This window comes from Fundidesulfovibrio agrisoli, assembly GCF_022808715.1.
Lineage (GTDB): Bacteria > Desulfobacterota > Desulfovibrionia > Desulfovibrionales > Desulfovibrionaceae > Fundidesulfovibrio > Fundidesulfovibrio agrisoli.
On sequence record NZ_JAKZKX010000003.1, the window covers coordinates 18,648 to 41,296 of the forward strand.

Sequence of the window (22,649 nt, forward strand, 5' to 3'; positions counted from 1 at the left end):
GATCCCTTTCCGCTTCGCGCTTTGTCAGTCCGCGTTCAGGGCTTGGCGCTCTTCGGGGGCCTGCCGAAGCCGATGGCGTCCACCGGGCAGCTGCCCAGGCAGTCGCCGCAGTTGGTGCAGCCGCGTTCGTCCGGGCGCGCGGCCATCTCGCAGGCCTTGCGGCACTTGTCGCAGCCGTTGCAGGCCTCGGTCTTGTAGAAGCGCAGCAGGCTCAGGCGGTTCAGCAGCCCCAGGCCCGCGCCGGTGGGGCAGGCGAAGCGGCACCAGAAGTTGGAAAGGATCAAGCCAGCGGCCAGCAGCCCAAGCACCACGGCCGTGCGCACGATCCAGGCCGGGCCAGCGTGCTCGAAGGTAAGGGCCACGGAACCGAGGAACTCGCCAGCGCGGATGGGCACGTTGCTGCGCGGTTGCCCCATGGCGAACCAGACCCAGGCGCACAGCAGCAGCGCCGCCACCCCGCCGAAGGAGGCAGCCGCGGTCCAGGCGTTGCGAACCCGGGCCTTGAGGGGCGCAACGAGCCCGAGCAGCTGGTTGACCAGCCCGCCGGGGCAGGCCCAGCCGCAGAAGGCGCGGCCAACGGCCAGGGCCGAGAGCGGCAGAAGCAGCCAGAAGCCCCAGAACATGGTCAGCAGCCTGCCGTGGCAGGTGATGACCGGGCAGTTCTGGCAGCTGACGTAGGGCACGATGAACGGGCAACGAAAAATGCCGTAGAAGGACCACTGGCCCAGCAGTGCGAGCATTCCGAACTGCACGGTGCGCCGGATCGCGCGCAAGCGGGTGGTGCGGGCCGGGGACAGGGTGCGGGCGACTGCCTCAGGCATCCTTCACCCCCAGCTTCTCCGTGAGTTCGCGCCCCTTGTCCGACATGGCGGGGATGAAGCCCGCGCGCTCCAGGGTGGTCTGGGACTCGGGGGAGAGCATGTGCTCCACGTAGTCCTGGGCCAGGGAGCGATCCCTGGCGCTCTTCATCACCCCGATGGTGAAGGTCAGCGGCGGGGGCGGGAAGAACTTCGCGTCGATGGGCAGCACGTCGAGCTTCCCGGCGAAGGCGGGCAGGCGGGTGACGCGCAGCTCCACGATGGAGACGTCCCCCTTGCCGGAGATGACGTCATCCATGGTCCGCTGCACGCAACTGCCCAGGCTCACGGCATTGGCCATGGCCTGGTCGTGCACGCCGGCCTTCTTGATGATGGCTATGGCCGCCGCGCCGCCCGGGGGCGAGGCTTCGGGGGCCAGCACCACGCGCACGCCGGGGCGGGCCATGTCCTCGATGGAGCCGATCTTGGCCGGGTTGCCCTTCGGGGTCACCAGCACGTAGCTGGTGTAGCACAGCGGCGAGAAGGCCACCATCTTGCCCGTCTGGCGCAGCTTCTTGGCCAGGTCCAGCACCCGCCCGGCGAACACGTCCGTTTCGGCGCTGCCCAGCAGGGACTTGCCCAAGGCCGCGGCGAAGGCCCCCGTGTAGGCCACCCGGACCCCGGTGCGGGCCTCATAGCTTTCGTTGGCCGGGATCATGGCCTCGGCCAGCCCCCCGCAGGACCATACCTGCAAGAGCTTGTTCGAGGCCGCGCGCGCCTGCATCGCGGGAATCAGGGCTCCGCCGAGGGCGCCCGCCGTGGCGGTCGCGGCCGACTTGAGGAAGTTCCGGCGTCCGATGGGGTCTTTCGTTGAATCCATGCGTTCTCCATTGGCCAGGGGACGCGGTGCGCGCCTCCGGGGCTGTGCTGCTCTGATGGAACGCTGGGCAACATACAGTGAGAAATCCGATTATAATAATAGATATTTTTGATTCTTGCGGCGCACAGACGGTACAAGGTTGCGATACGAGCGGGGATTGCGGCTCAAAGGAAGGGGGACTGGCGCGGCTTGCCTTGGCGGCAGGGCAGGAGGGACGGACGGAGGACGGGCCGCGGGCAAATAAAAACGGCCGGGACTTTCGTCCCGGCCGTATGGCGCATGTCCGGCGGAATCCTTTCTAGAACTTGTACTGCAGGCCGAAGGCGACCTTCCAGGTGTCGCCACCCTTGGCTTCGTTCACGAGGCGACGGCCCCAAACGGAGCGCTGGAAGTCGCCGTGAGCCCAACCGGCCTCGACGATGGCAGCCAGGTTCTCGTAGATGTTGTACTGGTTGTCGAAGTTGATGCCCATCACGTACTCGTTGACGGTCAGGTCGCGACCCATCTGCACGTAGTTGCCGAGGCCCCACAGGGCGTTGGCGTCACGCAGGGCACGGGCCTGGTTGGTGCCGCGAGCGTAGGTGAAGGTCAGGCGGTGAGTCAGGTCCTGAATGAAGGAGATCTTGTTCAGGGAGAAGGCAAAGCCCCAGGAGCCTTCGGGGTTCAGGCCCATGTGGCCGCCCGCGAAAGCCTGGGAGCAGTCGAACAGGAACGAGGTGGAGGGGCCCCAGGAACCGACGACCACGGGCATACGCTCGGAGCCGTTGCGCATGGAGCTGTCTTCACCGGTGGAGTACCAGAAGGTCAGCTGCGGGGTCAGGATGTCGAAGCCGGTGTACTCGGCGGCGACGTCGAAGAACAGGCCGTGACGCTGACGGCTGCCCTGGCCGCCGGCGCCCTCGCCGTAGATCACGTCCGCGTAGAACTTGAAGGGATCAAGCGCGGTCACGGCGAAGGAGGAACCAACCCACCAGAACACGGTCTGAGCCTGCTTGAAGCCAGCGGGGTTCAGCATGTAGGCCGCGGAGGTCAGGTTGGTAGCCAGGGACTGGTTGGTGTAACGGGGGGAGGAGCCGACGGCGGTGGTGTAACCGGCGTTCTGACCAGCAACGGCGATGGTGGCCCAGGGGGTCGCCTTGAAGCCGTCGAGGGTGATGGGCAGCACCAGGAAGTAGCCGTCGAACTCGTCAGCCACCTGACGGGTGGTGGTGTCGAAGTCCTTGTTGGTGTCCAGGAAGCGGGTGAAGCCAGCCACGATGGAGAACTGGTCAACCACGGGGATGGACACGACGGCGGCGGCGGAACGGGTGCCGCCGAGCACGGGGTTGGCGTTCAGCATGGCGCTGGAGGAGATGGGCAGATCCATGTCCTGGAGGCCGATGGTGAACTCGACGTTGGTGTTGGGCCACTTGAACTGCAGGTAGGCCTGGTACACGTCGATGGAGACGGCCGGGTTGTCCACGGTGAAGGTGTCGTTACCCCAAGCCTTGTTGTTCACGCGGATGCCGAAGCGGAACTTCAGGCCTTCATTGGCGATGAAGTCGGAGCGCAGGCGGAAGCGTTCCCAGATGGTCAGGGGGTCGCCGGTGTTGGTGCCCTTGGCGTTCCAACCGGTGTAGTTTTCCTTCGTCCAGAAGTTGGCGTGGATGCGGGCGTCACCAGTCATCTTCACCTCAGTGGCGGCGGCGGCGATAGCCGCGAAGCCGAACACCATGGCGAAGAGCAGAGCGATGGATGCAAAGCGCTTCATTTTCTTCTCTCCTTTTGTCTTTCAGGATTGCCGGAACATTTTGCGGCAGGGGCGACTTACCAGGGACGACCCTTCCGCTATGCCATGAGCCCTTTCTATCCCCGTCAAGCGGGGGGTGCAAGACAAAAATGATGATTTTTTGACTTTCGTAAAATTTTTTTTACGGTCCAGTTTTTTGAATTCCTCCTTGCACCGGGCGGGCGGAGTCAACGAGGGGAGCAGGCCCCCGGGGGGCGGAGCGCCGGCGCAGGCGCCTTAGTCCCTGCGTTCGGGCTCGGGCATTTGACCGGCCCCGCGCCGGCGCCGCCTGTTTGCGGCCAGCCCGGCCAGACTGGGCCGCGCCTTCGGGATGCGGGGAAACCGTCAGCCAAAAACAAAAAGGGCCGGGACTTTCGTCCCGGCCCGCATGGCTCGGCTCGGTCGGATGCGTGTTAGAACTTGTACTGCAGGCCGAAGGCGACCTTCCAGGCGTCGCCGTCCTTGGACTGGTTCACCAGGCGGCGGCCCCAGACGGAGCTCTGGAAGTCGCCGTGGGCCCAACCGGCCTCCACGATGGCGGCCAGGTTTTCGTAGATGTTGTACTGGTTGTCGAAGTTGACGGCCATCACGTACTCGTTGACGGTCAGGTCGCGGCCCATCTGCACGTAGTTGCCCAGGCCCCACAGGGCGTTGGCGTCACGCAGGGCGCGGGCCTGGTTGGTGCCGCGAGCGTAGGAGAAGGTAAGGCGGTGCGTCAGATCCTGAATGAAGGAAATCTTGTTCAGGGAGAACGCAAAGCCCATGGAGCCCATGGGGTTCAGGCCCATGTGGCCGCCGGCGAAGGCCTGGCTGGAGTCGAACAGGAACGAGGTCGAGGGGCCCCAGGAGCCGACGACGGTGGGCATGCGCTCGGAGCCGTCGCGCATGGAGCCGTTCTCACCAGTGGAGTACCAGAAGGTCAGCTGGGGGGTCAGGAGGTCCAGGCCGGTGTATTCGGCGGCCACGTCGAAGAACATGCCCTTGCGCTGCCTGCTGCCCTGGTTGCCAGCGCCCTCGCCGTACATCACGTCGGCGTAGAACTTGAAGGGGTCAAGAGCGGTCACGGCGAAGGAGGAGCCGGCCCACCAGAACACGGTCTGGGCCTGCTTGAAGCCGCTGGGGCTCAGCATGTAGGCGGCGGAGGCCAGGTTGGTGGCCAGGGACTGGTCGGTGTAGCGCGGCGAGGAACCCACGGTGGTGGAGTACCCGGCGTCGCGGCCGGCCACTGCGACCATGCCCCAGGGGGTGGCGCTGAAGCCGTCCAGGGTGATGGGCAGCACCAGGAAGTAGCCGTCGAACTCGTCGGCCACCTGACGGGTGGTGGTGTCGAAGTCCTTGTTGGTGTCCAGCAGGCGGGTGAACCCGGCCACGGCCTTGAACTGGTCGGTCACGGGGACGGAGACCACGGCCGCCGCGGCGCGGGTGCCGCCGAACACGGGGTTGGAGTTCAGCAGGGCGCTGGAGGAGATGGGCAGGTCGATGTCCTGCAGGCCTACGGTGAATTCGACGTTGGTGCTGGGCCACTTGAACTGCAGGTAGGCCTGGTACACGTCGATGGAAGTGGCCGGGTTGTCCACCGTGAAGGTGTCGTTGCCCCAGGCCTTGTTGTTGACGCGGATGCCGAAGCGGAACTTCAGGCCCTCGTTGGCGATGAAGTCGGAGCGCAGGCGGAAGCGCTCCCAGATGGTCAGCGGATCGCCCGTGTTGGTGCCCTTGGCGTTCCAGCCGGTGTAGTTGATGTCGCTCCAGAAGTTGGCGTGGATGCGTGCGTCGCCAGTCATTTTGACTTCGGTGGCGGCAGCGGCGATAGCCGCAAAGCCGAACACCATGGCGAATAGCAGCGCAATAGATGCAAAGCGCTTCATTCTTTCTCTCCTTTTGTTTCGCGATACTTCCGAACCATAGTGCGGAGAGGCGACTTACCAGGCACACCCAATCCGCACTGCCATGCAGACGGTATGTGGGCTGTAATGAAAGAACGGTTACATGAAATTTTGCAAGAAAGTTGGAAAGTGCAGGCCTGAACGAAGAAACTCAGTCTCCATGCGGCCTTCACGTCGCATTACCGAGTTGAAAGTGCTTCGCGGATTGAATGAAAAAGGGGCGCCGAGCGCCCCTTGTGTTGCCGTTGTGTAATGTGTCGATGCCGAATATTAATGCTTGTGCAATGCTTGGAACCCTATCGATAAGTGTCCCTGCGTATCGCGCTATTTGGCCCCGCCGGTGAGGGCCAGCAGCTCCTGCTGCTTGGGGTGCTCGCCCAGCCAGTTCACCTTGCCGGAGTCCACGTCGTAGATGGCGCCCACGACCTTGACCTTACCGGCCTTGACCATCTCGCGCATGATGGGGCTCTGCTTGTACAGATCCTCGATGGACTGCCAGGTGTTGGCCTCGATGGCCTTGTTGGTCAGCGCGGCGGCGTCCATGCCCGGGTTCTCGGACTTGACCTTCTCCACGGGGGGAACGATGTTGGCCACCAGCGCCGGGATGTTGCCCTCCACGTGGTCGCCCTTGACCACGGCGGTCACCGCGCCGCAGCGGGTGTGGCCGAGCACGACCAGCAGGTTCGCGCCCAGGTGCTCCGCGCCGTACTCGATGGTGCCGGCCTGGTCGAAGTAGGTGACGTTGCCCGCGACGCGCACCACGAAGAGGTCGCCCACGCCGGTGTCGAACACCACTTCCAGGGGCACGCGGCTGTCGGCGCAGCCCAGGATGGTGGCGAAAGGCTTCTGGCCTTCCTTGGCGGTGGTGGTCCGGCGGAACGCGTCCTGGTTGGGATGGATCATCTTGCCAGAGACGAAGCGTTCGTTGCCGCGCTGGAGGCGCTCCAGGGCCAGATCCGGGGTGAGCAGGGATGCGGGCGCGGAGGCCAGCGCCGCGGCGGCGCACAGGGCCAGCAAGGAAAGGGACAGGACCAGAAGGCGTTTCATTGTCGATCTCCTTATGTGGATGGTGTCCAACGGTAGGATGTCTTAGGGGAAGACGGCGGGGGAAGTCAAACTTTCAGCCCGGCCCGCGCGGCCGGAGGAGTCTGGGCGGGGCGCATGGCCTGGTCGATCCGTTCGTTGGTGGGAGGGCTGCTCGGCGCGGGCGGGGGCGAGTCCGCGTCGCGTGAACAGCGGTTTTCCTCCGAGGTGGCGCTGGACACCTTCGCCCTGGAGGGCGTGGACCCTCGCCTGGCCCGCAAGCTGTTCCAGGGCCAGGAGCTGGAGCTGGCCGTCGGCGAGGGCGGCCGCCTGGAGGCGCGCGCCCCCGGCAGGAAGGGCGCGCTCACGGCCGGAACGGTGCCCCCGGAGCGGGCCGCGCGTTTGGCGGAACTGCTGGAGCGGGGCGCGCGCCTGGGCTGCCGGGTGGTCCTGGCGGAGGCGGACCAGCAGGGCGCACCGCTGGTGCGGGTGCGCGTCTCCGTGCTGATGTAGGCGCTGATGCAGGCGCTGATGCAGGCGCGCCCGCCCGGGCTCAGTTTCAGTGGCCCGGGGGCAGTTCCTTGGCTTCGGCCTCGGGCTCAGGCTCGGACTCCTGCTCCTCGGGCGGATAGAAGCGCTCGATGATCCCCTGGACCACCACGTAGAACACCGGCACCACCATCACCGCCAGCAAGGTGGAGGCCAGCATGCCGCCGAACACCGCCGTGCCCACGGCGCGCTGGCTGGCGCCGCCCGCGCCCGAGGCCGAGAGCAGCGGCACCACGCCCAGGATGAAGGCGAAGGACGTCATGAGGATGGGCCGGAAGCGCAGCCGGGCCGAGTGCACGGCGGCCTCCTTGATGGACATGCCCTTTTCCCGCAGTTCGCGGGCGAACTCCACGATCAGGATGGCGTTTTTCGAGGCCAGCGCGATGAGCAGCACCACGCCCACCTGGGTGTAGACGTTGTTGTCCATGTTGCGCACGTACACGGCTACGGCCGTGCCCAAGAGGGCCAGGGGCACCACCATGATGACCGAGGTGGGCAGGAACCAGCTCTCGTACTGCGCGGCCAGCACCAGGTAGACCAGCAGCACGGCAAGGGCGAATATGAAGTAGGCCTCGTTGCCGACCTTCTTCTCCTGGTAGGCCATGTTGGTCCAGGAGATGCCCATGGAGGCGGGCAGCTTGTCGCGGGCGAGCTGCTCCATCAGGGTCAGGGCCTCGCCGGAGCTGAACCCGGGGGCGGCCGAGCCGAACACCGAGGCCCCGGTGTAGAGGTTGTAGCGCGTCAGGATGCTCGGCCCCACGATCTCCCGCACGGAGATCACCGCGCCCAGCGGCACCATGTTGCCCTGGTTGTTGCGCACCTGCAGGTTCATGATGTCGCGGGTCTGCTGGCGGTAGTTGGTGTCGGCCTGGGCGCGCACCTGGTAGGTGCGGCCGAAGAGGTTGAAGTCGTTGACGTAGGTGGAGCCCAGGTAGGTCTGCAGGGTGGAGAACAGGTCCTGGATGGCCACGCCGTAGGTGATGGCCTGGGTGCGGTTTATGTCCGCCCAGATCTGCGGGGTGTTGGCCGAGAAGGTGGTGTTGAGCCCGGCCAGCCCGCTCTGGGTGTGCCCGGCGATGATGAGCTCGCGCAGGGCGTTCTCAAGGGCCGAGGGGCCGAGGTTGCCCATGTCCTGCACGACCATCTCGAAACCGCCCGCCTGGCCCAGGCCCTGGATGGCGGGCGGGATGAAGGCGAAGGCCGCGGCGTCCTGGATCTGGGCCAGGCCGCGGCGGATGTTCATCAGGATGGCGTCCTGGGTTTCGTCTTTGCCGCGTGCGCTCCAGTCCTTGTAGATGACGAAATAGGTCAGCATGTTGGACTGGTTGGCGTTGTCCAGGATGGACATGCCGCCGAAGGTGATCCAGTTGGCCACCCCGGGCACCTTGGGCAGCATGGCGTTGACCTGCGCGGCCACCTCCCGGGTGCGCTCCTGGGAGGCCGCCGGGGGCAGCTGCACGCTCATGATGCAGTAGCCCTGGTCCTCGTCGGGGAGGAAGCCGGTGGGCAGGCTGGAGAAGAAGAACAGCGTGGCCGCGATGAGCCCCGCGTAGATGAGCATGGCCAGCTTGCTGTGCCCCACCATGAAGGTCACGGCGCGGGTGTAGCCGTTCTCGAAGCGCTGGTAGACCGCGTTGAAGCCCCGGAAGAAGGCGTTCGGCTCGGTGGTGCGGGGCCTGAGCCACAGCGCGCACTGCGTGGGCTTGAGCGTGGCCGCGTTGATGGCCGAGATGAGCGCCGTGGAGGCGATGACCAGCGCGAACTGCCGGTAGATCTGCCCGGTGATGCCCGGCAGGAAGGCCACGGGCAGGAACACCGCCGAGAGCACCAGCGTGATGCCGATGATCGGCCCGAACAGCTCGGACATGGCCGTGATGGCCGCCTGCTTGGGTTTCTGGCCCTGCTCCATGTGGTGCATGGCGCCTTCCACCACGATGATGGCGTCGTCCACCACGATGCCGATGGCCAGGATGATGCCGAAGAGCGTGATGAGGTTCACCGAGAACCCCAGGGCGGACATGGCCACGAACGCGCCCAATATGGTCACGGGCACTGTTGTGGCGGGCACCAGCATGGCCCGCCAGTTCTGCAGGAAGACCATGATGACCACCAGCACCAGCACGGCCGCCTCGATGAGGGTCCTGTACACGTCGTCGATGGCGCGGGTGACGAAGAGGGTGGTGTCGAAGGGGATGGCGTACTGCAGGCCGGGCGGGAAGTCCTTGGAGAGACGGCCGATCTCGGCGCGCACCTTCTGGGCCACGTTGAGGGCGTTGGCCCCGGGCAGCAGGTAGATGGGTATGCAGGCCGCGGGCTGGCCGTTCTGCTGGCCGAAGAGGGTGTAGGTCTTGGCGCCCAGCTCCACCCGGGCCACGTCGCGCACGCGCACCACCTTGCCGGTCTGGTTGAAGGAGCTTTTGACGATGATGTCGCCGAACTGCTCGGTGGTCACCAGGCGGCCCTGGGTCTGGATGGTGAGCTGGAACTGCTGGTCCTTGGGGGTGGGGGGCTGGCCCAGCATGCCCGAGGCCACCTGCACGTTCTGCTGGGACAGGGCGTTGACCACGTCCTGCGCCGACAGGTTCATGGACTTGAGCTTGTCCGGGTCCAGCCAGACGCGCATGCCGTAATCGTCCGCGCCCACGATGGAGAGGTCGCCCACGCCGTCCAGGCGGGCGAGCTCGTCCTTGATGCGCAGGGTGGCGTAGTTGGAGAGGAATAGGTCGTCGTAGGTGCCATCGGGCGAGACGAGGTCGATGACCAGCAGGATGGCCGTGGACTTCTTCTTGACGTTGATGCCCTGCCGCTGGACCTCCTGCGGCAGGCTGGAGAGCGCGGTGTTCACCCGGTTCTGGACCAGCATGGTGGCGGTGTCCAGGTTGGTGCCCACCTCGAAGGTGATGGTCAACGTGTAGGAGCCGTCCGAGGCCGACTTGGAGGACATGTAGAGCATGCGCTCCACGCCGTTGACCTGCTGCTCGATGGGCGCGGCCACGGTCTCGATGATGACCTCGGGGCTGGCCCCGGGATAGGAGGTGGAGACCTGCACCGTGGGCGGCGTGATCTCCGGGTACTGGGCCACGGGCAGCTCCAGCAGGGCCACGCCGCCAAGCAGCATCATCACGATGGCCAGCACGTTGGCCAGCACCGGGCGCTCGATGAAGAACTTTGAGAACATGGGCCCGCCTACTGTTTGGCTTCTTCGGGGGCCACGGGTGCGCCGGGCCTGGCCCGCTGCATGCCGTTGACGATCACCCGCTCGGTGCCGTCCAGCCCCTTGTCGATCACGCGCAGGCCGTTGACGGCCTGGCCCGTGGTGACGGGCCGCTGCTGGGCCAGGTTCTTGTCGTCCACCACCAGCACGTAGCTGCCCACCTGGTCCACCCCCACGCAGGCTTCGGGCACGGTGAGGGCCTCGCGGGTTTCAAGCGCGGCGCGCAGCCTGACGAACAGTCCCGCCACGATGTCGCCCTTGGGGTTGGGGAACACGCCGCGCAGGAGTATGGTGCCAGTCTGGGGGTCCACGCCGATGTCGTAGTAGTCGAATTCGCCCTTGAGCGGGTAGCCGCTCTGGTCGGAGAGGCCCATCTCCACCGTGACGCGCTTGGGCGCGGATTGGCGCTGCCTGGCCTGGTTGACGCGCTCCACGCGCAGCATGTCGCGCTCGTTGAGGGTGAAGTAGGCGTAGATGGGGTCGTCCTTGACGATGGTGGCCAGCTGCGTGGCCTGGCCCCCGCTGCCCACCAGGTTGCCCAGGTCCACCTGGCGGCGGCTGACGCGGCCGTCGAAGGGCGCGGTGACGCTGGTGTAGCCCAGGTTGATCTCGGCGATCTGGAGGTTGGCCTTGGCGGCCTCCACGTTGGCCACGGCGGTGTCCCGCTCGCGCTGCCAGCGCACCACCTCGGTGTCCGGCCCGGCGCGCTCGGCGAAGAGCTTCTTGGAGCGGGTCAGCTCGGTCTCGGCCTGCACCAGCTGGGCCTTCTGGGAATCGAGGTCCGCCTTGGCCCGGTCCACCTTGGCCTTGTAGGGCGCGGGCTCGATCAGGAAGAGCTTCTGGCCCTGCTTCACGCGCGCGCCGTCCTCGTAGAAGATGCCCTGGAGGAAGCCCTCCACGCGCGCGTTGAGGTTCACCGTCTGCACGGCCTGTGTGTTGCCCGTGAACTCCAGGTAGTCCACCACGGACTGGCGCACCGGCTTGGCCACCGTGACCTTGGGCGGCGGCGGCGGCACGTAGGCGTTGCGTTTGTCGCAGGCCGCCAGGACGGCCAGGAGGATCAGGGCGGCTGCCAGGCCCGTCAGGCGGAGGGGAAGGCGCGTGGCTGATGCGTGCATGCGGTGCGTCCTCGTCTGGAGTTCAGTGTCAGAAACCGGGAGCCAGGCGGCTTGCGGGGGCCTTGGCCGGGTCTTCGTATTTTTCGGGGGAGGTTCCAAGCATGGAGCCCCAGTAGGTGCGGGCCTTCATCTCGCCGGCGACCTCCGCCGGGACGGGCTCGGGCCGCTCTTCCCAGCCGCCGCCGAGGCCCCGGTAGACCCCCACCATGCCCAGCACGATGTTGCCCTGGGCGCTGGCCAGGGCGTCCTGCTGGGTGAGCTGGTTCTGTTGGGCCACGATGACGGTGGTGTAGTCGGTCTTGCCTTCCTTGTACTGGATGAAGGCCAGGTCCGCCCCGCGCTTGGCGGAGTCGGCGGCGCGGGCCAGGTCCGCGGTCTGGAGGCGGGTGAACTGGTAGTCCGCCAGGGAGTCCTCCACCTGCTTGAGGGCCGTGAGCACGGTGTTGCGGTAGTTCAGCAGCGCCGCCTCGAACCTGGCGTCCTGCACGCGCACGTTGTTCACGATGCGCCCGTAGTTGAAAAGGTTCCACGTGACCGAGGGGCCGAACCCGGCCGTGAGGCTGCGGGCGGAGAAGATGTCCGCCAGGTTGAAGGCCCCCATGTTTGAGGAGAGCCAGCCGATGTTGCCCGTGAGCGAGAAGGAGGGGAACAGGTCCGCCTTGGCCACGCCGATGCTGGCGCACTGGGCCGCGGCCAGGTACTCGGCCTGGCGCACGTCCGGGCGGCGGCGCAGGAGGTCCGCCGGGATGCCCACGCCGATCTGCTCCGGGCACTCGGGGATGCGCGAAGGGCCGTCCAGCAGGGGCGTGATCTCCTCCGGGGTCATGCCCAGGAGCAGGGCCAGGGCGTGGCGGGCCTTGTGCACCGAGGAGGTCAGCGCCGGGATGGTGGCCTCGGTGGATGAGAGCAGGGTCTGGGCCTGCATCACGTCGCGCTCGGAGGTGGCGCCCAGGCGGAAGCGGATGTCCGCGATGTTCCAGCCTTCCTTCTGCAGGACGACGTTGTCGCGGGCTATGCGCAGGCGCTCCTCGCTGACGCGCAGCAGCACGTAGGTGCTGGCCACGTCGGAGCAGAGGCTGACCAGCACGTTGTCGTAGTCGGCCACGGAGGCGGCCAGGCTGGCGTCGGCGGATTCGATGGCCCGGCGGAACTTGCCCCAGAAGTCAAGCTCCCAGGCGGCGTTGAACCCGGCGGAATCCTGCCAGTAGCTGAACTGGCCCTTGCCGTCGTTGGGGGGCTGGGTGGAGCCGGGGGCGCGGCGGCTGGGCTGGTTCCAGGTGAGGGCTCCCGTGCCCTGCTGGGTCTGCGGGTAGATGTTGCCCACCGCGATGCCGAGCTGGGCTCTGGCCTCCAGGATGCGCACGCCCGCGATGTGCAGGGTGAGGTTCTGGGCGCGGGCGGTGGCCACCAGCTTGTCCAGCACGGGGTCGTTGAGCGTCTTCCACCAGTCTTCGGCGGGGGGGATGTCGGGCCTCGTCCTGGCGTAGTCCGACTCCATCCAGGATTTGGGCGATGCAGTCTGGGGTTTTTTGAAGTCCGGCCCAACCTTCATGCATCCCGCCGTCGACAGCGCAAGGATGCAGAGCAGCAGGCAAAGTCGCGGCCAGGATATGCGTCCAGGGAAGCTCGTCGGCATTGAAAACCCCGTGACTGATTGGAAACGTTGTGCATTTAGACAATAGAAACCTACAGATTGGCAATAGGAAATTATTACCTCCCGGCAAGGTTCCTGTTCCTGGCATCCCTGTTGCGGGCTTTACAAGCGCGGGGCCCGGCATTAACCGGGGGGCAACTGGAGCGCATGATGACCATCCGAGCCCTGATAGTGGACGACGAGGCCCCGGCCCGCGACGAACTGGCCTACCTGCTGGAGGCGCACCCCGACGTGGCCGCCCTCCAGGCCGCCTCCGCCGAGGAGGCCCTCTCCGTCATCGCGCGGGGCCTGGCGGACGTCGTCTTCCAGGACATCCACATGCCCGGGCAGGACGGCTTCCACGTGCTCTCCAACGCCAAGGAGTTCGACTCCCCGCCGCTGTTCGTGTTCGTCACCGCCTACGACCAGCACGCCATCCGGGCCTTCGAGGAGAACGCCACCGACTACCTGCTCAAGCCCGTCTCGCCCGATCGGCTGGCCAAAAGCCTGGACCGCGTTCGAGCCGCCCTGCAGGCCAAGGACGCAAAGCCCCTGCACCAGGCCGTGGAGCGCCTGCTCTCCTGCGTGGGGCCGGGCAAGCCGCTGCCCAAGCTGGCCGTGGAGCAGGGCGGACGCATCAGGCTCATCGCGCTGACGCAGGTGGCCTTCATCGAGGCGGAGGAGAAGCATCTGGTGGCCGCCACGGCCCACGGCAAGCTGCCCTGCCACGGCATGTCCACCCTGGCCAAGGCCTGCGAGCGCTTGGCTGGCCTGAGCTTCTTCCAGGCCAACCGCGCCCAGCTCATCAACCTGGAGCACGTGGCCGAGTTCTCCCCCTGGTTCGGGGGCAAGTATCATGTGGTCATGGCCGACGGCGAGCGCACGGAGATCGTGGTCAGCCGCAACAGGGTCCGCGAATTCAAGACGAGGCTCGGGATATGACCGATCTGCTCAACCCCCAGGTGCCCGAACTGTTCCTGAACCTGTCCCAGCGCTTCGGCCTGCTGCTGGCGGGCGGGTTCGCCATCATGACCGTCACCTCCCTGGACAAGCTCGGCCCCCGGCGAGACAGGCCCCTGTGGGCCACCGTGCTCCTGGTGGTGCTCTTCGGCCTGTTCGGGGTGCTTGGCACCTACACGGGCAACTCGGTTTTCAAGTCCTTCGCGAACCTGCGGGCCATGGTTGTGGTCACGGCGGGGCTGTTCGGCGGGCCCGGCGTTGGCTTCGGCGTGGGCCTGATCGCCGGTGCGCACCGCTACCTCATCGACATCGGGGGCTTCTCCGCGCTGCCCTGCGGCCTGGCCACCCTGCTGGAGGGCACGGCGGCCGGGTTCATCGCCCGGCGCAACCCCGGCAACAGCCTGGACTGGCAGATGGCTATGGGCATCTGCCTGGCGGGCGAGACCCTGCACATGGGCCTGGTGCTGCTGTTCTCCCAGCCCTTCGTGGAGGCCGTGGCCTTGGTGCAGGTGATCGCGCTGCCGATGATCGTGTTCAACTCCCTGGGGGCGGGTCTGTTCGTGAAGGCCCTGGACCTGCAGATGCGCTTCAAGCAGGCCCGCGACCGCGACCTGGCCCGGCAGATCCTCTCCATCGCCAACCAGACCGTGGGCCACCTGCGCGGCGGCCTCAACCCGGCCTCGGCCCAGGCCACGGCGGCCATCATCATGAACGAGGCCCAGGTGGCGGCGGTGGCGCTGACCTCCAACAACACCATCCTGGCCCATGTGGGGGAAGGCGAGGACCACCACGTCAGCGGGGGCGAAGTGCTCACGCGGGCCACCCAGCGCGTGGTGGATACCGGCGAGCCCCTCTTCGTGCACGACCGCCAGAGCATCGCCTGCTCGAGCGACGGCTGCCCGCTCACCGAGGCCATCATCGTCCCCCTGCGCAAGGGCAGCCGCATCATGGGCTGCCTCAAGCTCTACGGCACGCGCCGCTCCCCCCTGGACGAGACCCTCTTCGAGCTGGCCAAGGGCCTGGCGGACCTGTTCTCCACCCAGCTTGAGCTGGAGGACATCGGCATCAAGAACCAGCTCCTGGCCCACGCCGAGATCAGGCGGCTCCAGGCGCAGATCAACCCGCACTTCCTGTTCAACTCGCTGAACACCATCGCCAGCTTCTGCCGCACCGCGCCCTCCCAGGCCCGCGAGCTGCTGCTTGACCTCTCCCGCTACATGCGCCGCAACCTGGACTCCAGCCGCGGGCTGATCCCCCTCTCTGACGAGATCGAGCAGACCCGCGCCTACCTGGCCATCGAGCAGGCCCGCTTCGGCACCCGCGTGAAGACCGAGATCGACCTGGGCCCCGGGGCCGCCGAGTGCCTGGTGCCGCCGCTGCTCATACAGCCGCTGGTGGAGAACGCCGTGCGCCACGGCGTGCTGGCCAAGCCCGAGGGCGGGCTGGTGCGCCTGACCGCCTGGCGCGAGAACGGGCACCTGCTGGTGGAGGTGCACGACGACGGCGCGGGCATGGACCGCGTGGCCGTGCAGGCCATCGTGCGCAGCGGTTCCTCCGAGTCGCTCACCGAGGGCATCGGGGCGCGCAACTCCAACCAGCGCCTCATGCAGCTCTACGGGCCGGACTACGGCCTGCTCGTGGACAGCGCCCCGGACAGGGGCACCTCCATCTCGCTGCGCATCCCGCAGCAGTAGCCATCGGGGGCTTTTCCGGGCCACCCGGAGAGGCCCCTTTCAGACCCTCCATCCTCCATTTCAGCCCCCAAAACCTGCCTTTCGCGCCGGGTGCGTTGTTTTCTTTCATGGAAGGGGCGTAAGCCGGGGCCAACATCCCGGAGGAGGAAAGTAATGAACGCGTTGACTCTCGTATTCGCAGCGCTGTGCGTCTTCGCCATCGCCTACCGCTTCTATGGCTTGTTCATAGCCAGGAAGGTGCTGGGCGTGAACGAGGCCAGGCTGACGCCCGCCATCAAGATGGCCGACGGCGTGGACTATGTGGAAACCAACAAATACATCCTGTTCGGCCACCACTTCGCGGCCATCGCCGCTGCCGGGCCGCTGCTCGGGCCCGTGCTGGCCGCCCAGTTCGGCTTCGCGCCGGGCGCGCTCTGGATCCTCATCGGCTGCGTGCTGGCCGGCGCCGTGCACGACCTGGTGGTGCTCTTCGCCTCCGTGCGCCACAAGGGCCAGAGCCTGGCCTACATCGCCACCCAGGAAGTGGACAAGTTCACCGGCGGCGTGGCCTCCTTCGCGGTGCTCTTCATCCTGATCCTGACCCTGGCCGGCCTGTCCATCGCCTGCGTCAACGCGATGTTCCACAGCCCCTGGGCCACCTTCACCGTGTTCGCCACCATCCCCATCGCCATCCTGATGGGCCTGTACCTGCAGTTCTGGCGCCCCGGCGACGTCACCGGCGCCTCCATCATGGGCGTGGCCCTGCTGGTGGCGGCGGTCGTGGGCGGCCACTGGGTCGCCGAGCACGAGAGCCTGAAGCACATCTTCAACCTCTCCAAGCCCGCGCTCTCCCTGGCGGTGCCCATCTACGGCATCGCGGCCTCCATCCTGCCGGTGTGGCTGCTGCTGTGCCCGCGCGACTACCTCTCCACCTATTTGAAGATCGGCACCATCGCCATGCTGGCCATCGGCATCTTCTGGGTCATGCCCGACCTCAAGATGCCCGCCATGACCCAGTTCATGGGCGGCGGCGGCCCCATCATCCCCGGCGCGGCCTTCCCCTTCCTGTTCATCACCATCGCCTGCGGCGCAATCTCCGGCTTCCACGCCATCATCGCCACCGGCACCACCCCCAAGATGCTGGACTCCGAGCGCAACCTGCTCTTCGTGGGCTACGGGGCCATGCTGACCGAGGGCTTCGTGGCCATGATGGCCCTGGTGGCCGCCTGCGTCATGTTCCCGGCCGACTACTTCGCCATCAACTCCGCCCCGGCGGCCTTCGCCAAGCTGAACATGCAGGTGGTGGACCTGCCCTTCCTCTCCCACGCCGTGAGCGAGGAGCTGGTGGGCCGCACCGGCGGCGCGGTGTCCCTGGCCGTGGGCATGGCCGAGATCTTCCGCCGCATCCCCTTCATGGATACCATGATGGGCTACTGGTACCACTTCGCCATCATGTTCGAGGCCGTGTTCATCCTCACCGCCATCGACGCGGGCACCCGCGTTGGCCGCTTCTTCCTGCAGGAGATGATCGGCAACTTCGCCCCCAAGTTCAACGACAAGCGCTGGTGGCCCGGCGTGTGCATCACCTCCGTGCTGTTCACCAGCACCTGGGGCTACCTGCTCTACACCGGCGACATCGCCACCATCTGGCCGCTGTTCGGCATGTCCAACCAGTTGCTGGCGGCCGTGGGCCTCATCATCGGCACCACCATGATCATCCGCATGAACAAGGGCAAGCTGGCGCTCATCACCGCAGTGCCCGGCCTGGGCCTGGTTGGCGTGACGGTCTGGGCGGGCTACCTGCAGATCGTGAACACCTACCTGCCCAAGGGCCTGTACCTGCTGACCACCCTGGCCCTGGTCGTCCTGGTGATGATGACCGTGGTCATCATCGGCGCGGTGCGCCGCTGGATCGCGCTCTCCAAGATCAACAAGACCGTCAGCGACCCCTACGGCGAGGCCGTGCTGGAAGTCGTGCCCGAGTAGGCGAAGCTCCATCGTCCCTGCGAAGCAGGGGCTCCTCCTCGATCGAAGGCCGCCGGACCGCTCCGGCGGCCTTCCTGTTTTCAGGGCCGTCCACCGACGAAAGGTGTTGTGTTCTTCCGAGCGGTTATGGCAGGAGGAAGCATCGCCAACCTAGGAGGAGGGGACCACATGAATGCGTTGACGCTGGTGTTCGCGGCACTTTGCCTTTTCGCCATTGCCTATCGTTTTTATGGCCTTTTTCTCACCAAGACGGTTTTGGGCGTGAATGAGACGAGGCTCACCCCGGCCATCAAGCAGGCCGACGGGGTGGATTACGTGGAAACCAACAAATTCGTGTTGTTCGGGCACCATTTCGCGGCCATCGCGGCGGCCGGGCCGCTGCTCGGGCCGGTGCTGGCGGCCCAGTTCGGCTACGCGCCGGGCGCGCTGTGGATCCTCATCGGCTGCGTGGTGGCCGGGGCCGTGCACGACACGGTGGTGCTCTTCGCCTCGGTGCGGCACAAGGGCCAGAGCCTGGCCTACATCGCCACCCAGGAGGTGGACAAGCTCACCGGCGGCGTGGCCTCCGTGGCGGTGCTCTTCATCCTGGTGCTTACCCTGGCGGGGCTCTCCATCGCCGTGGTCAACGCCATGTTCCACAGCCCCTGGGGCACCTTCACGGTGTTCGCCACCATCCCCATCGCGCTGCTCATGGGCGTGTACCTGCACGTCTGGCGTCACGGCGACGTGGCCGGGGCCTCGCTCATGGGCCTGGTGCTCTTGGTGCTGGCCATCCTGGCCGGGCCCTACGTGGTGGCGAGCCCCACGCTCTCGGGCTGGTTCACCATGAGCAAGAACAGCATCGCCGTGAGCATCCCCATCTACGGGTTCGTGGCCTCGGTGCTGCCGGTGTGGCTGCTGCTGTGCCCGCGCGACTACCTTTCCACCTATTTGAAGATCGGCACCATCGCCATGCTGGCCATCGGCATATTCTGGGTGCGCCCGGACCTGCAGATGGAGGCCTTCACCAAGTTCACCGGCGGGGGCGGGCCGATCATCCCCGGCGCGGTGTTCCCCTTCCTGTTCATCACCATCGCCTGCGGGGCCATCTCCGGCTTCCACGCCATCATCGGCTCGGGCACCACGCCCAAGATGCTCGACAACGAGCGCAACATCCTCTTCGTGGGCTACGGCGCCATGCTCACCGAGGGCTTCGTGGCCATCATGGCGCTCATAGCGGCCTGCGTGATGATCCCGGGCGACTACTTCGCCATCAACACGGCCCCGGCCGCCTTCGCCAAGCTGGGCATGACCACCACCCACCTGCCCGAGCTCTCCACCGCCGTGGGCGAGACCCTGGCCGGGCGTCCCGGCGGCGCGGTCTCCCTGGCGGTGGGCATGGCCTACATCTTCTCCTCCATCCCCTTCATGAAGGGGCTCATGGGCTACTGGTACCACTTCGCAATCATGTTCGAGGCCGTGTTCATCCTGACGGCCGTGGACACCGGCACCCGCGTGGGCCGCTTCTTCCTGCAGGAGATGATCGGCACCTTCGTGCCCAAGTTCCAGGAAAAGCGCTGGATTCCCGGCATCGTCATCACCAGCGCCCTGTTCACCTTCTCCTGGGGGTATCTGGTCTACACGGGCGACATCTCCACCATCTGGCCGCTGTTCGGCATGTCCAACCAGTTGCTGGCGGCGGTGGGGCTCATCATCGGCTCGGTGATGATCATCCGCATGGGCAAGGCCAAGTACGTGTGGATGACCGTGGTGCCGGGCTTCGCCCTGGTCTGCATGACCATGTGGGCGGGCTACCTGAACGTGGTCAGCAACTTCCTGCCCAAGAACCTCTATCTGCTGGCCACCCTGGCGATCATCGTCATGGTGCTCATGGCCTTCGTGATCGTGGGCGCGGTGCGGCGCTGCATGCACCTGATGAAGATCCACAAGTCCGTGCAGGACCCCTACGGCGAGGCGGTGCTGGAGGTGGTGCCCGAGTAGCGGGCGATTGAGGCGAATCGAAGAAGGCCGCCGGAGCGATCCGGCGGCCTTCGTGATTTCTCAGGATGGCGCTGGGCAGCTACTCTACGAGCCGTTCGAGGTCCTTCATGAGCAGCATCAGCTTGTTGGGAGCGAAGGGGCAGGGTTCAAAGTCGTAGTGCCTGTAGAAACCAGCGGCCGAGGCGTCCTTGGCGTGGACCAGCACGGCCCGGATGCCCGCAATTTTCGCCGCTGCCGCCGTGCGAAGCAGGGCGTCTTTGAGCAGGCCGGAGCCGATGCCCGCGCGCTGCTCCCCGAGGTGGACGGCCAGGCGGGCCAGGATCATGACCGGGATAGGATGCCGGGCGAGCCCCTTGCCCACGCGCGCCGGGGCCTCCTGGTGCTCCACGGAGCCGACGGCCAGGCTGTAGTAGCCGACCACTACCCCGTCGCGGTGCGCGGCGTAGGTCTGGGCGCTGTTGGCCTTCTGGTTCATCAGCGCGAAGGGCTGGAGATAGCGGTTCAGCTCGGGCTTCCCGCAGTCGAAGGCGCGGCAGTCCAGGCCGGGGTGGAGCTTCTCGATCCTCAAGCCGGATCGGCCCGTCATTCGAAGACGCTCTTTTCCTGCAGCAGCTTCTCCAACCGGGGCTTCGGCCTGGCGGGCTCGTCCAGGGCCTGCACGAAGCCAGACCACTGCTCGCCGGTGAGGATGAAGCGGCCCTGCTCGGCCAGGACGGCGTCGGCTTCCTTCAAGGCGGCGTCCAGCACGAACTCGGACACGGTCTTGCTCCGGGCGGTGGCAGCGTCCTGCAGGGTGCGTTTGGCGAGCGGCGAGGTGCGTATGTCGATTCGTTCGTTCTTGGCGGCGGCTGGCATGAGGAGTCTCCTTGGATGAAGAACCTATAATGTACGGATATTGTCCTGACAAGAGGCGCTCGGCGAAAAAAGGCCGCCGGACTCACGCCCGGCGGCCTTTTTCATTCTCGGTCCAATTCCCGTCTACAGCAGCCCGAACTTCTCCTTCGCCTCCCGCCGTCTGGCGTGCAGGATGGGCTCCGTATAGCCATTGGGCTGCACGCGGCCCTTGAACACCAGGTCCAGCGCCGCCTGGAAGGCCACGCTGGCGTCGAAGTCCTTGCTCATGGGGCGGTAGGCGGGGTCGCCCTCGTTCTGTCTATCCACCACGGCGGCCATGCGCTTCATGGTCTCCAGCGCCTGATCCTGCGTGCACACGCCCTGCAGCAGCCAGTTGGCGAAGTACTGGCTGGAGATGCGCAGGGTGGCGCGGTCTTCCATCAGGCCCACGTCGTGGATGTCGGGCACCTTGGAGCAGCCCACGCCCTGGTCCACCCAGCGCACCACGTAGCCCAGGATGCCCTGGGCGCTGTTGTCCAGCTCCTGCTGCACCTGTTCGGGCGTCAGGCCCGGGGCGGGCATGAGCGGGATGGTCAGGATGTCGTCCAGGGTGGCGCGGCGCTTGCCCGTGAGCTCCCGCTGGCGCGCCTGCACGTCCGCCATGTGGTAGTGCATGGCGTGCAGGGTGGCGGCGGTGGGGGAGGGCACCCAGGCGGTGTTGGCGCCGCTCCTGGGGTGGGCGATCTTGGTCTCGACCATCTCGGCCATCATGTCGGGCTTGGCCCACATGCCCTTGCCGATCTGCGCCTTTCCGGCCAGGCCGCAGGCCAGGCCCACGTCCACGTTCCAGTCCTCGTAGGCGGTGATCCAGCGGGCGGAGCGCATGTCCGCGCGGCCCATCACCGGCCCGGCCTCCATGCTGGTGTGGATCTCGTCGCCGGTGCGGTCCAGGAAGCCGGTGTTGATGAAGATCAGGCGGTCTTTGGCCTGGCGGATGCACTCCTTGAGGTTGGCGGTGGTGCGGCGCTCCTCGTCCATGATGCCCATCTTCATGGTGAAGCGCGGCATGCCCAGGGCGTCCTCCACGGCGGCGAAGAGCTCATTGGTGAAGGCCACCTCGTCCGGGCCGTGCATCTTCGGCTTGACGATGTAGACGGAGCCAGCGCGGCTGTTGCGGTTGCCGCCCGTGGCCTTGAGGTCTGAGAGGGCCAGCAGGCCGGTGACCATGGCGTCCAGGATGCCCTCGGGGATCTCCTGGCCGTCAGCGGTGAGCACGGCGTTGGTGGTCATCAGGTGGCCCACGTTGCGCACCAGCAGCAGGCTGCGCCCGGGCAGGCTGAAGGTCTTGCCGTCGGGGCCGAACCAGGCCTTGTCGGGGTTGAGGCGGCGCTTAACCGTTTTGCCGCCTTTCAGGAAGGTCTCCACCAGGTCGCCCCGGAACAGGCCCAGCATGGTGCCGTAGGCCTTGGCCTTGTCCGGGCCGTCCACGGTGGCCACGGAGTCCTCGCAGTCGAGGATAGTGGTCAGGGCGGCTTCGAGCACCACGTCCTTCACGCCGGCCTGGCTGGCCTTGCCGATGGGGTGGGAACGGTCGATCTGTATCTCGCAGTGCAGGCCCCGGTTGGCCAGCAGCACGGCCGAGGGCTCGGGCGCGCCCACGTAGCCGGTGAACTGGGCGGGGTCCTTCAAACCGGTCCTGGCCCCGGAGGCCAGCATGACGGCCAGCGCGCCCTTGTCCACGGCGTAGGCCGCAACCTCGGCGTGGGTGCCTTGGGCCAGGGGGAATGCCTTGTCCAGGAAGGAGGCGGCGTAGGCCACCACGTGCGCGCCGCGCGCGGGGTTGTAGGCCGCGCCCTTGGCCGTGGCCCCGCTGTCGGGGATGACGTCCGTGCCGTAGAGGGCGTCGTAGAGGCTGCCCCAGCGGGCGTTGGCCGCGTTGAGCGCGTAGCGGGGGATGGTCACGGGCACCACCAGCTGCGGGCCTGCCACGGAGGCGATCTCGGGGTCCACGTTGGCGGTCTCGATGGAGAAGTCCGGGCCTTCGGGCACGAGGTAGCCGATCTCCTCCAGGAAGGCGCGGTAGGCGGCGGCATCGTGGGGCTGTCCCTTGCGCTCGCGGTGCCAGGCGTCGATTTTGGCCTGCATTGCGTCGCGGATGGCCAGCAGCTCGCGGTTGCGGGGCGTGAAGCGAGCCAGCACCCCGGCCAGAGCCTCCCAGAAGCGCGCGGGATCGAACCCGGCCCCGGCGGCGGCTTCCTGCACGACGTCGTGGAGAGGTTTGGAAATGTTGAGCGAGGATACAGTCACACGTGGGTCCATCATGAGTGCTCCTGTAGAAGTTGAGGCGAGAT

16 protein-coding genes are annotated in these 22,649 nt (G+C 66.6%); 5 read left to right on the top strand and 11 right to left on the bottom strand.

Features of this window, described 5'->3' with window-relative positions; genetic code table 11:
* Nucleotides 1-35: 35 nt before the first annotated feature.
* From MLE27_RS02845 to MLE27_RS02865, 5 genes are all read right to left on the bottom strand, one after another.
* The gene (locus MLE27_RS02845) at nucleotides 36-821 is read right to left on the bottom strand and encodes a 4Fe-4S binding protein (protein WP_243310375.1); all 786 of its coding nucleotides are present in this window, start codon (nucleotides 819-821) and stop codon (nucleotides 36-38) included.
* Nucleotides 814-1,677, bottom strand: coding sequence for a substrate-binding domain-containing protein (locus tag MLE27_RS02850; protein WP_243310376.1), 864 nt, complete (start codon nucleotides 1,675-1,677; stop codon nucleotides 814-816). Before MLE27_RS02850 ends, MLE27_RS02845 begins: the two co-directional genes overlap by 8 nt.
* A 298-nt stretch (nucleotides 1,678-1,975) precedes the next feature.
* Nucleotides 1,976-3,427, bottom strand: coding sequence for an outer membrane homotrimeric porin (locus MLE27_RS02855; RefSeq protein WP_243310377.1), 1,452 nt, complete (start codon nucleotides 3,425-3,427; stop codon nucleotides 1,976-1,978).
* Nucleotides 3,428-3,858: 431 nt separating this feature from the next.
* A complete protein-coding gene (locus MLE27_RS02860; RefSeq protein ID WP_243310378.1) occupies nucleotides 3,859-5,310 on the bottom strand; it encodes an outer membrane homotrimeric porin in 1,452 nt (483 codons plus the stop codon).
* Between the two features lie 342 nt (nucleotides 5,311-5,652).
* Nucleotides 5,653-6,375, bottom strand: a complete 723-nt coding sequence (locus MLE27_RS02865; protein ID WP_243310379.1) for a carbonic anhydrase — start codon at nucleotides 6,373-6,375, stop codon at nucleotides 5,653-5,655.
* A gap of 114 nt (nucleotides 6,376-6,489) precedes the next feature.
* Here MLE27_RS02865 and MLE27_RS02870 point away from each other — a divergent pair, with 114 nt between their 5' ends.
* Nucleotides 6,490-6,864 carry a hypothetical protein gene (locus MLE27_RS02870; RefSeq protein ID WP_243310380.1) on the top strand — a complete coding sequence of 125 codons (375 nt, stop codon included), beginning with the start codon at nucleotides 6,490-6,492 and terminating at the stop codon, nucleotides 6,862-6,864.
* A 46-nt stretch (nucleotides 6,865-6,910) separates the two neighbouring features.
* Here MLE27_RS02870 and MLE27_RS02875 read toward each other — a convergent pair whose 3' ends face one another.
* The 3 genes from MLE27_RS02875 to MLE27_RS02885 are packed head-to-tail and all read right to left on the bottom strand — an operon-like array spanning nucleotide 6,911 to nucleotide 12,868.
* Nucleotides 6,911-10,078, bottom strand: coding sequence for an efflux RND transporter permease subunit (locus MLE27_RS02875; RefSeq protein WP_243310381.1), 3,168 nt, complete (start codon nucleotides 10,076-10,078; stop codon nucleotides 6,911-6,913).
* A gap of 8 nt (nucleotides 10,079-10,086) precedes the next feature.
* The gene (locus tag MLE27_RS02880) at nucleotides 10,087-11,232 is read right to left on the bottom strand and encodes an efflux RND transporter periplasmic adaptor subunit (RefSeq protein WP_243310382.1); all 1,146 of its coding nucleotides are present in this window, start codon (nucleotides 11,230-11,232) and stop codon (nucleotides 10,087-10,089) included.
* Between the two features lie 28 nt (nucleotides 11,233-11,260).
* Nucleotides 11,261-12,868, bottom strand: a complete 1,608-nt coding sequence (locus MLE27_RS02885; RefSeq protein ID WP_279355659.1) for an efflux transporter outer membrane subunit — start codon at nucleotides 12,866-12,868, stop codon at nucleotides 11,261-11,263.
* A gap of 168 nt (nucleotides 12,869-13,036) precedes the next feature.
* Between MLE27_RS02885 and MLE27_RS02890 the strand changes: the two genes are divergently transcribed.
* The 4 genes from MLE27_RS02890 to MLE27_RS02905 all read left to right on the top strand — a co-directional run bounded on the left by MLE27_RS02890 (nucleotide 13,037) and on the right by MLE27_RS02905 (nucleotide 19,464).
* A complete protein-coding gene (locus tag MLE27_RS02890; protein ID WP_243310384.1) occupies nucleotides 13,037-13,807 on the top strand; it encodes a LytR/AlgR family response regulator transcription factor in 771 nt (256 codons plus the stop codon).
* Entirely contained in the window at nucleotides 13,804-15,519 is a 1,716-nt protein-coding gene (locus MLE27_RS02895) for a LytS/YhcK type 5TM receptor domain-containing protein (protein WP_243310385.1), read from the top strand. Before MLE27_RS02890 ends, MLE27_RS02895 begins: the two co-directional genes overlap by 4 nt.
* 153 nt (nucleotides 15,520-15,672) lie before the next feature.
* Nucleotides 15,673-17,484 carry a carbon starvation CstA family protein gene (locus MLE27_RS02900; protein WP_243310386.1) on the top strand — a complete coding sequence of 604 codons (1,812 nt, stop codon included), beginning with the start codon at nucleotides 15,673-15,675 and terminating at the stop codon, nucleotides 17,482-17,484.
* Nucleotides 17,485-17,652: 168 nt separating this feature from the next.
* Nucleotides 17,653-19,464, top strand: coding sequence for a carbon starvation CstA family protein (locus tag MLE27_RS02905; RefSeq protein WP_243310387.1), 1,812 nt, complete (start codon nucleotides 17,653-17,655; stop codon nucleotides 19,462-19,464).
* A gap of 79 nt (nucleotides 19,465-19,543) precedes the next feature.
* On the opposite strand, the gene MLE27_RS02910 is transcribed toward MLE27_RS02905, so the two are convergent.
* The 3 genes from MLE27_RS02910 to MLE27_RS02920 all read right to left on the bottom strand — a co-directional run bounded on the left by MLE27_RS02910 (nucleotide 19,544) and on the right by MLE27_RS02920 (nucleotide 22,617).
* The gene (locus MLE27_RS02910) at nucleotides 19,544-20,050 is read right to left on the bottom strand and encodes a GNAT family N-acetyltransferase (protein WP_243310388.1); all 507 of its coding nucleotides are present in this window, start codon (nucleotides 20,048-20,050) and stop codon (nucleotides 19,544-19,546) included.
* On the bottom strand, nucleotides 20,047-20,319 hold the full coding sequence (locus MLE27_RS02915; RefSeq protein WP_243310389.1) for a type II toxin-antitoxin system TacA family antitoxin: 273 nt from the start codon (nucleotides 20,317-20,319) through the stop codon (nucleotides 20,047-20,049). The genes MLE27_RS02910 and MLE27_RS02915 overlap by 4 nt, the downstream gene beginning before the upstream one ends.
* 123 nt (nucleotides 20,320-20,442) lie before the next feature.
* A complete protein-coding gene (locus MLE27_RS02920; protein WP_243310586.1) occupies nucleotides 20,443-22,617 on the bottom strand; it encodes a malate synthase G in 2,175 nt (724 codons plus the stop codon).
* Nucleotides 22,618-22,649: the final 32 nt, after the last annotated feature.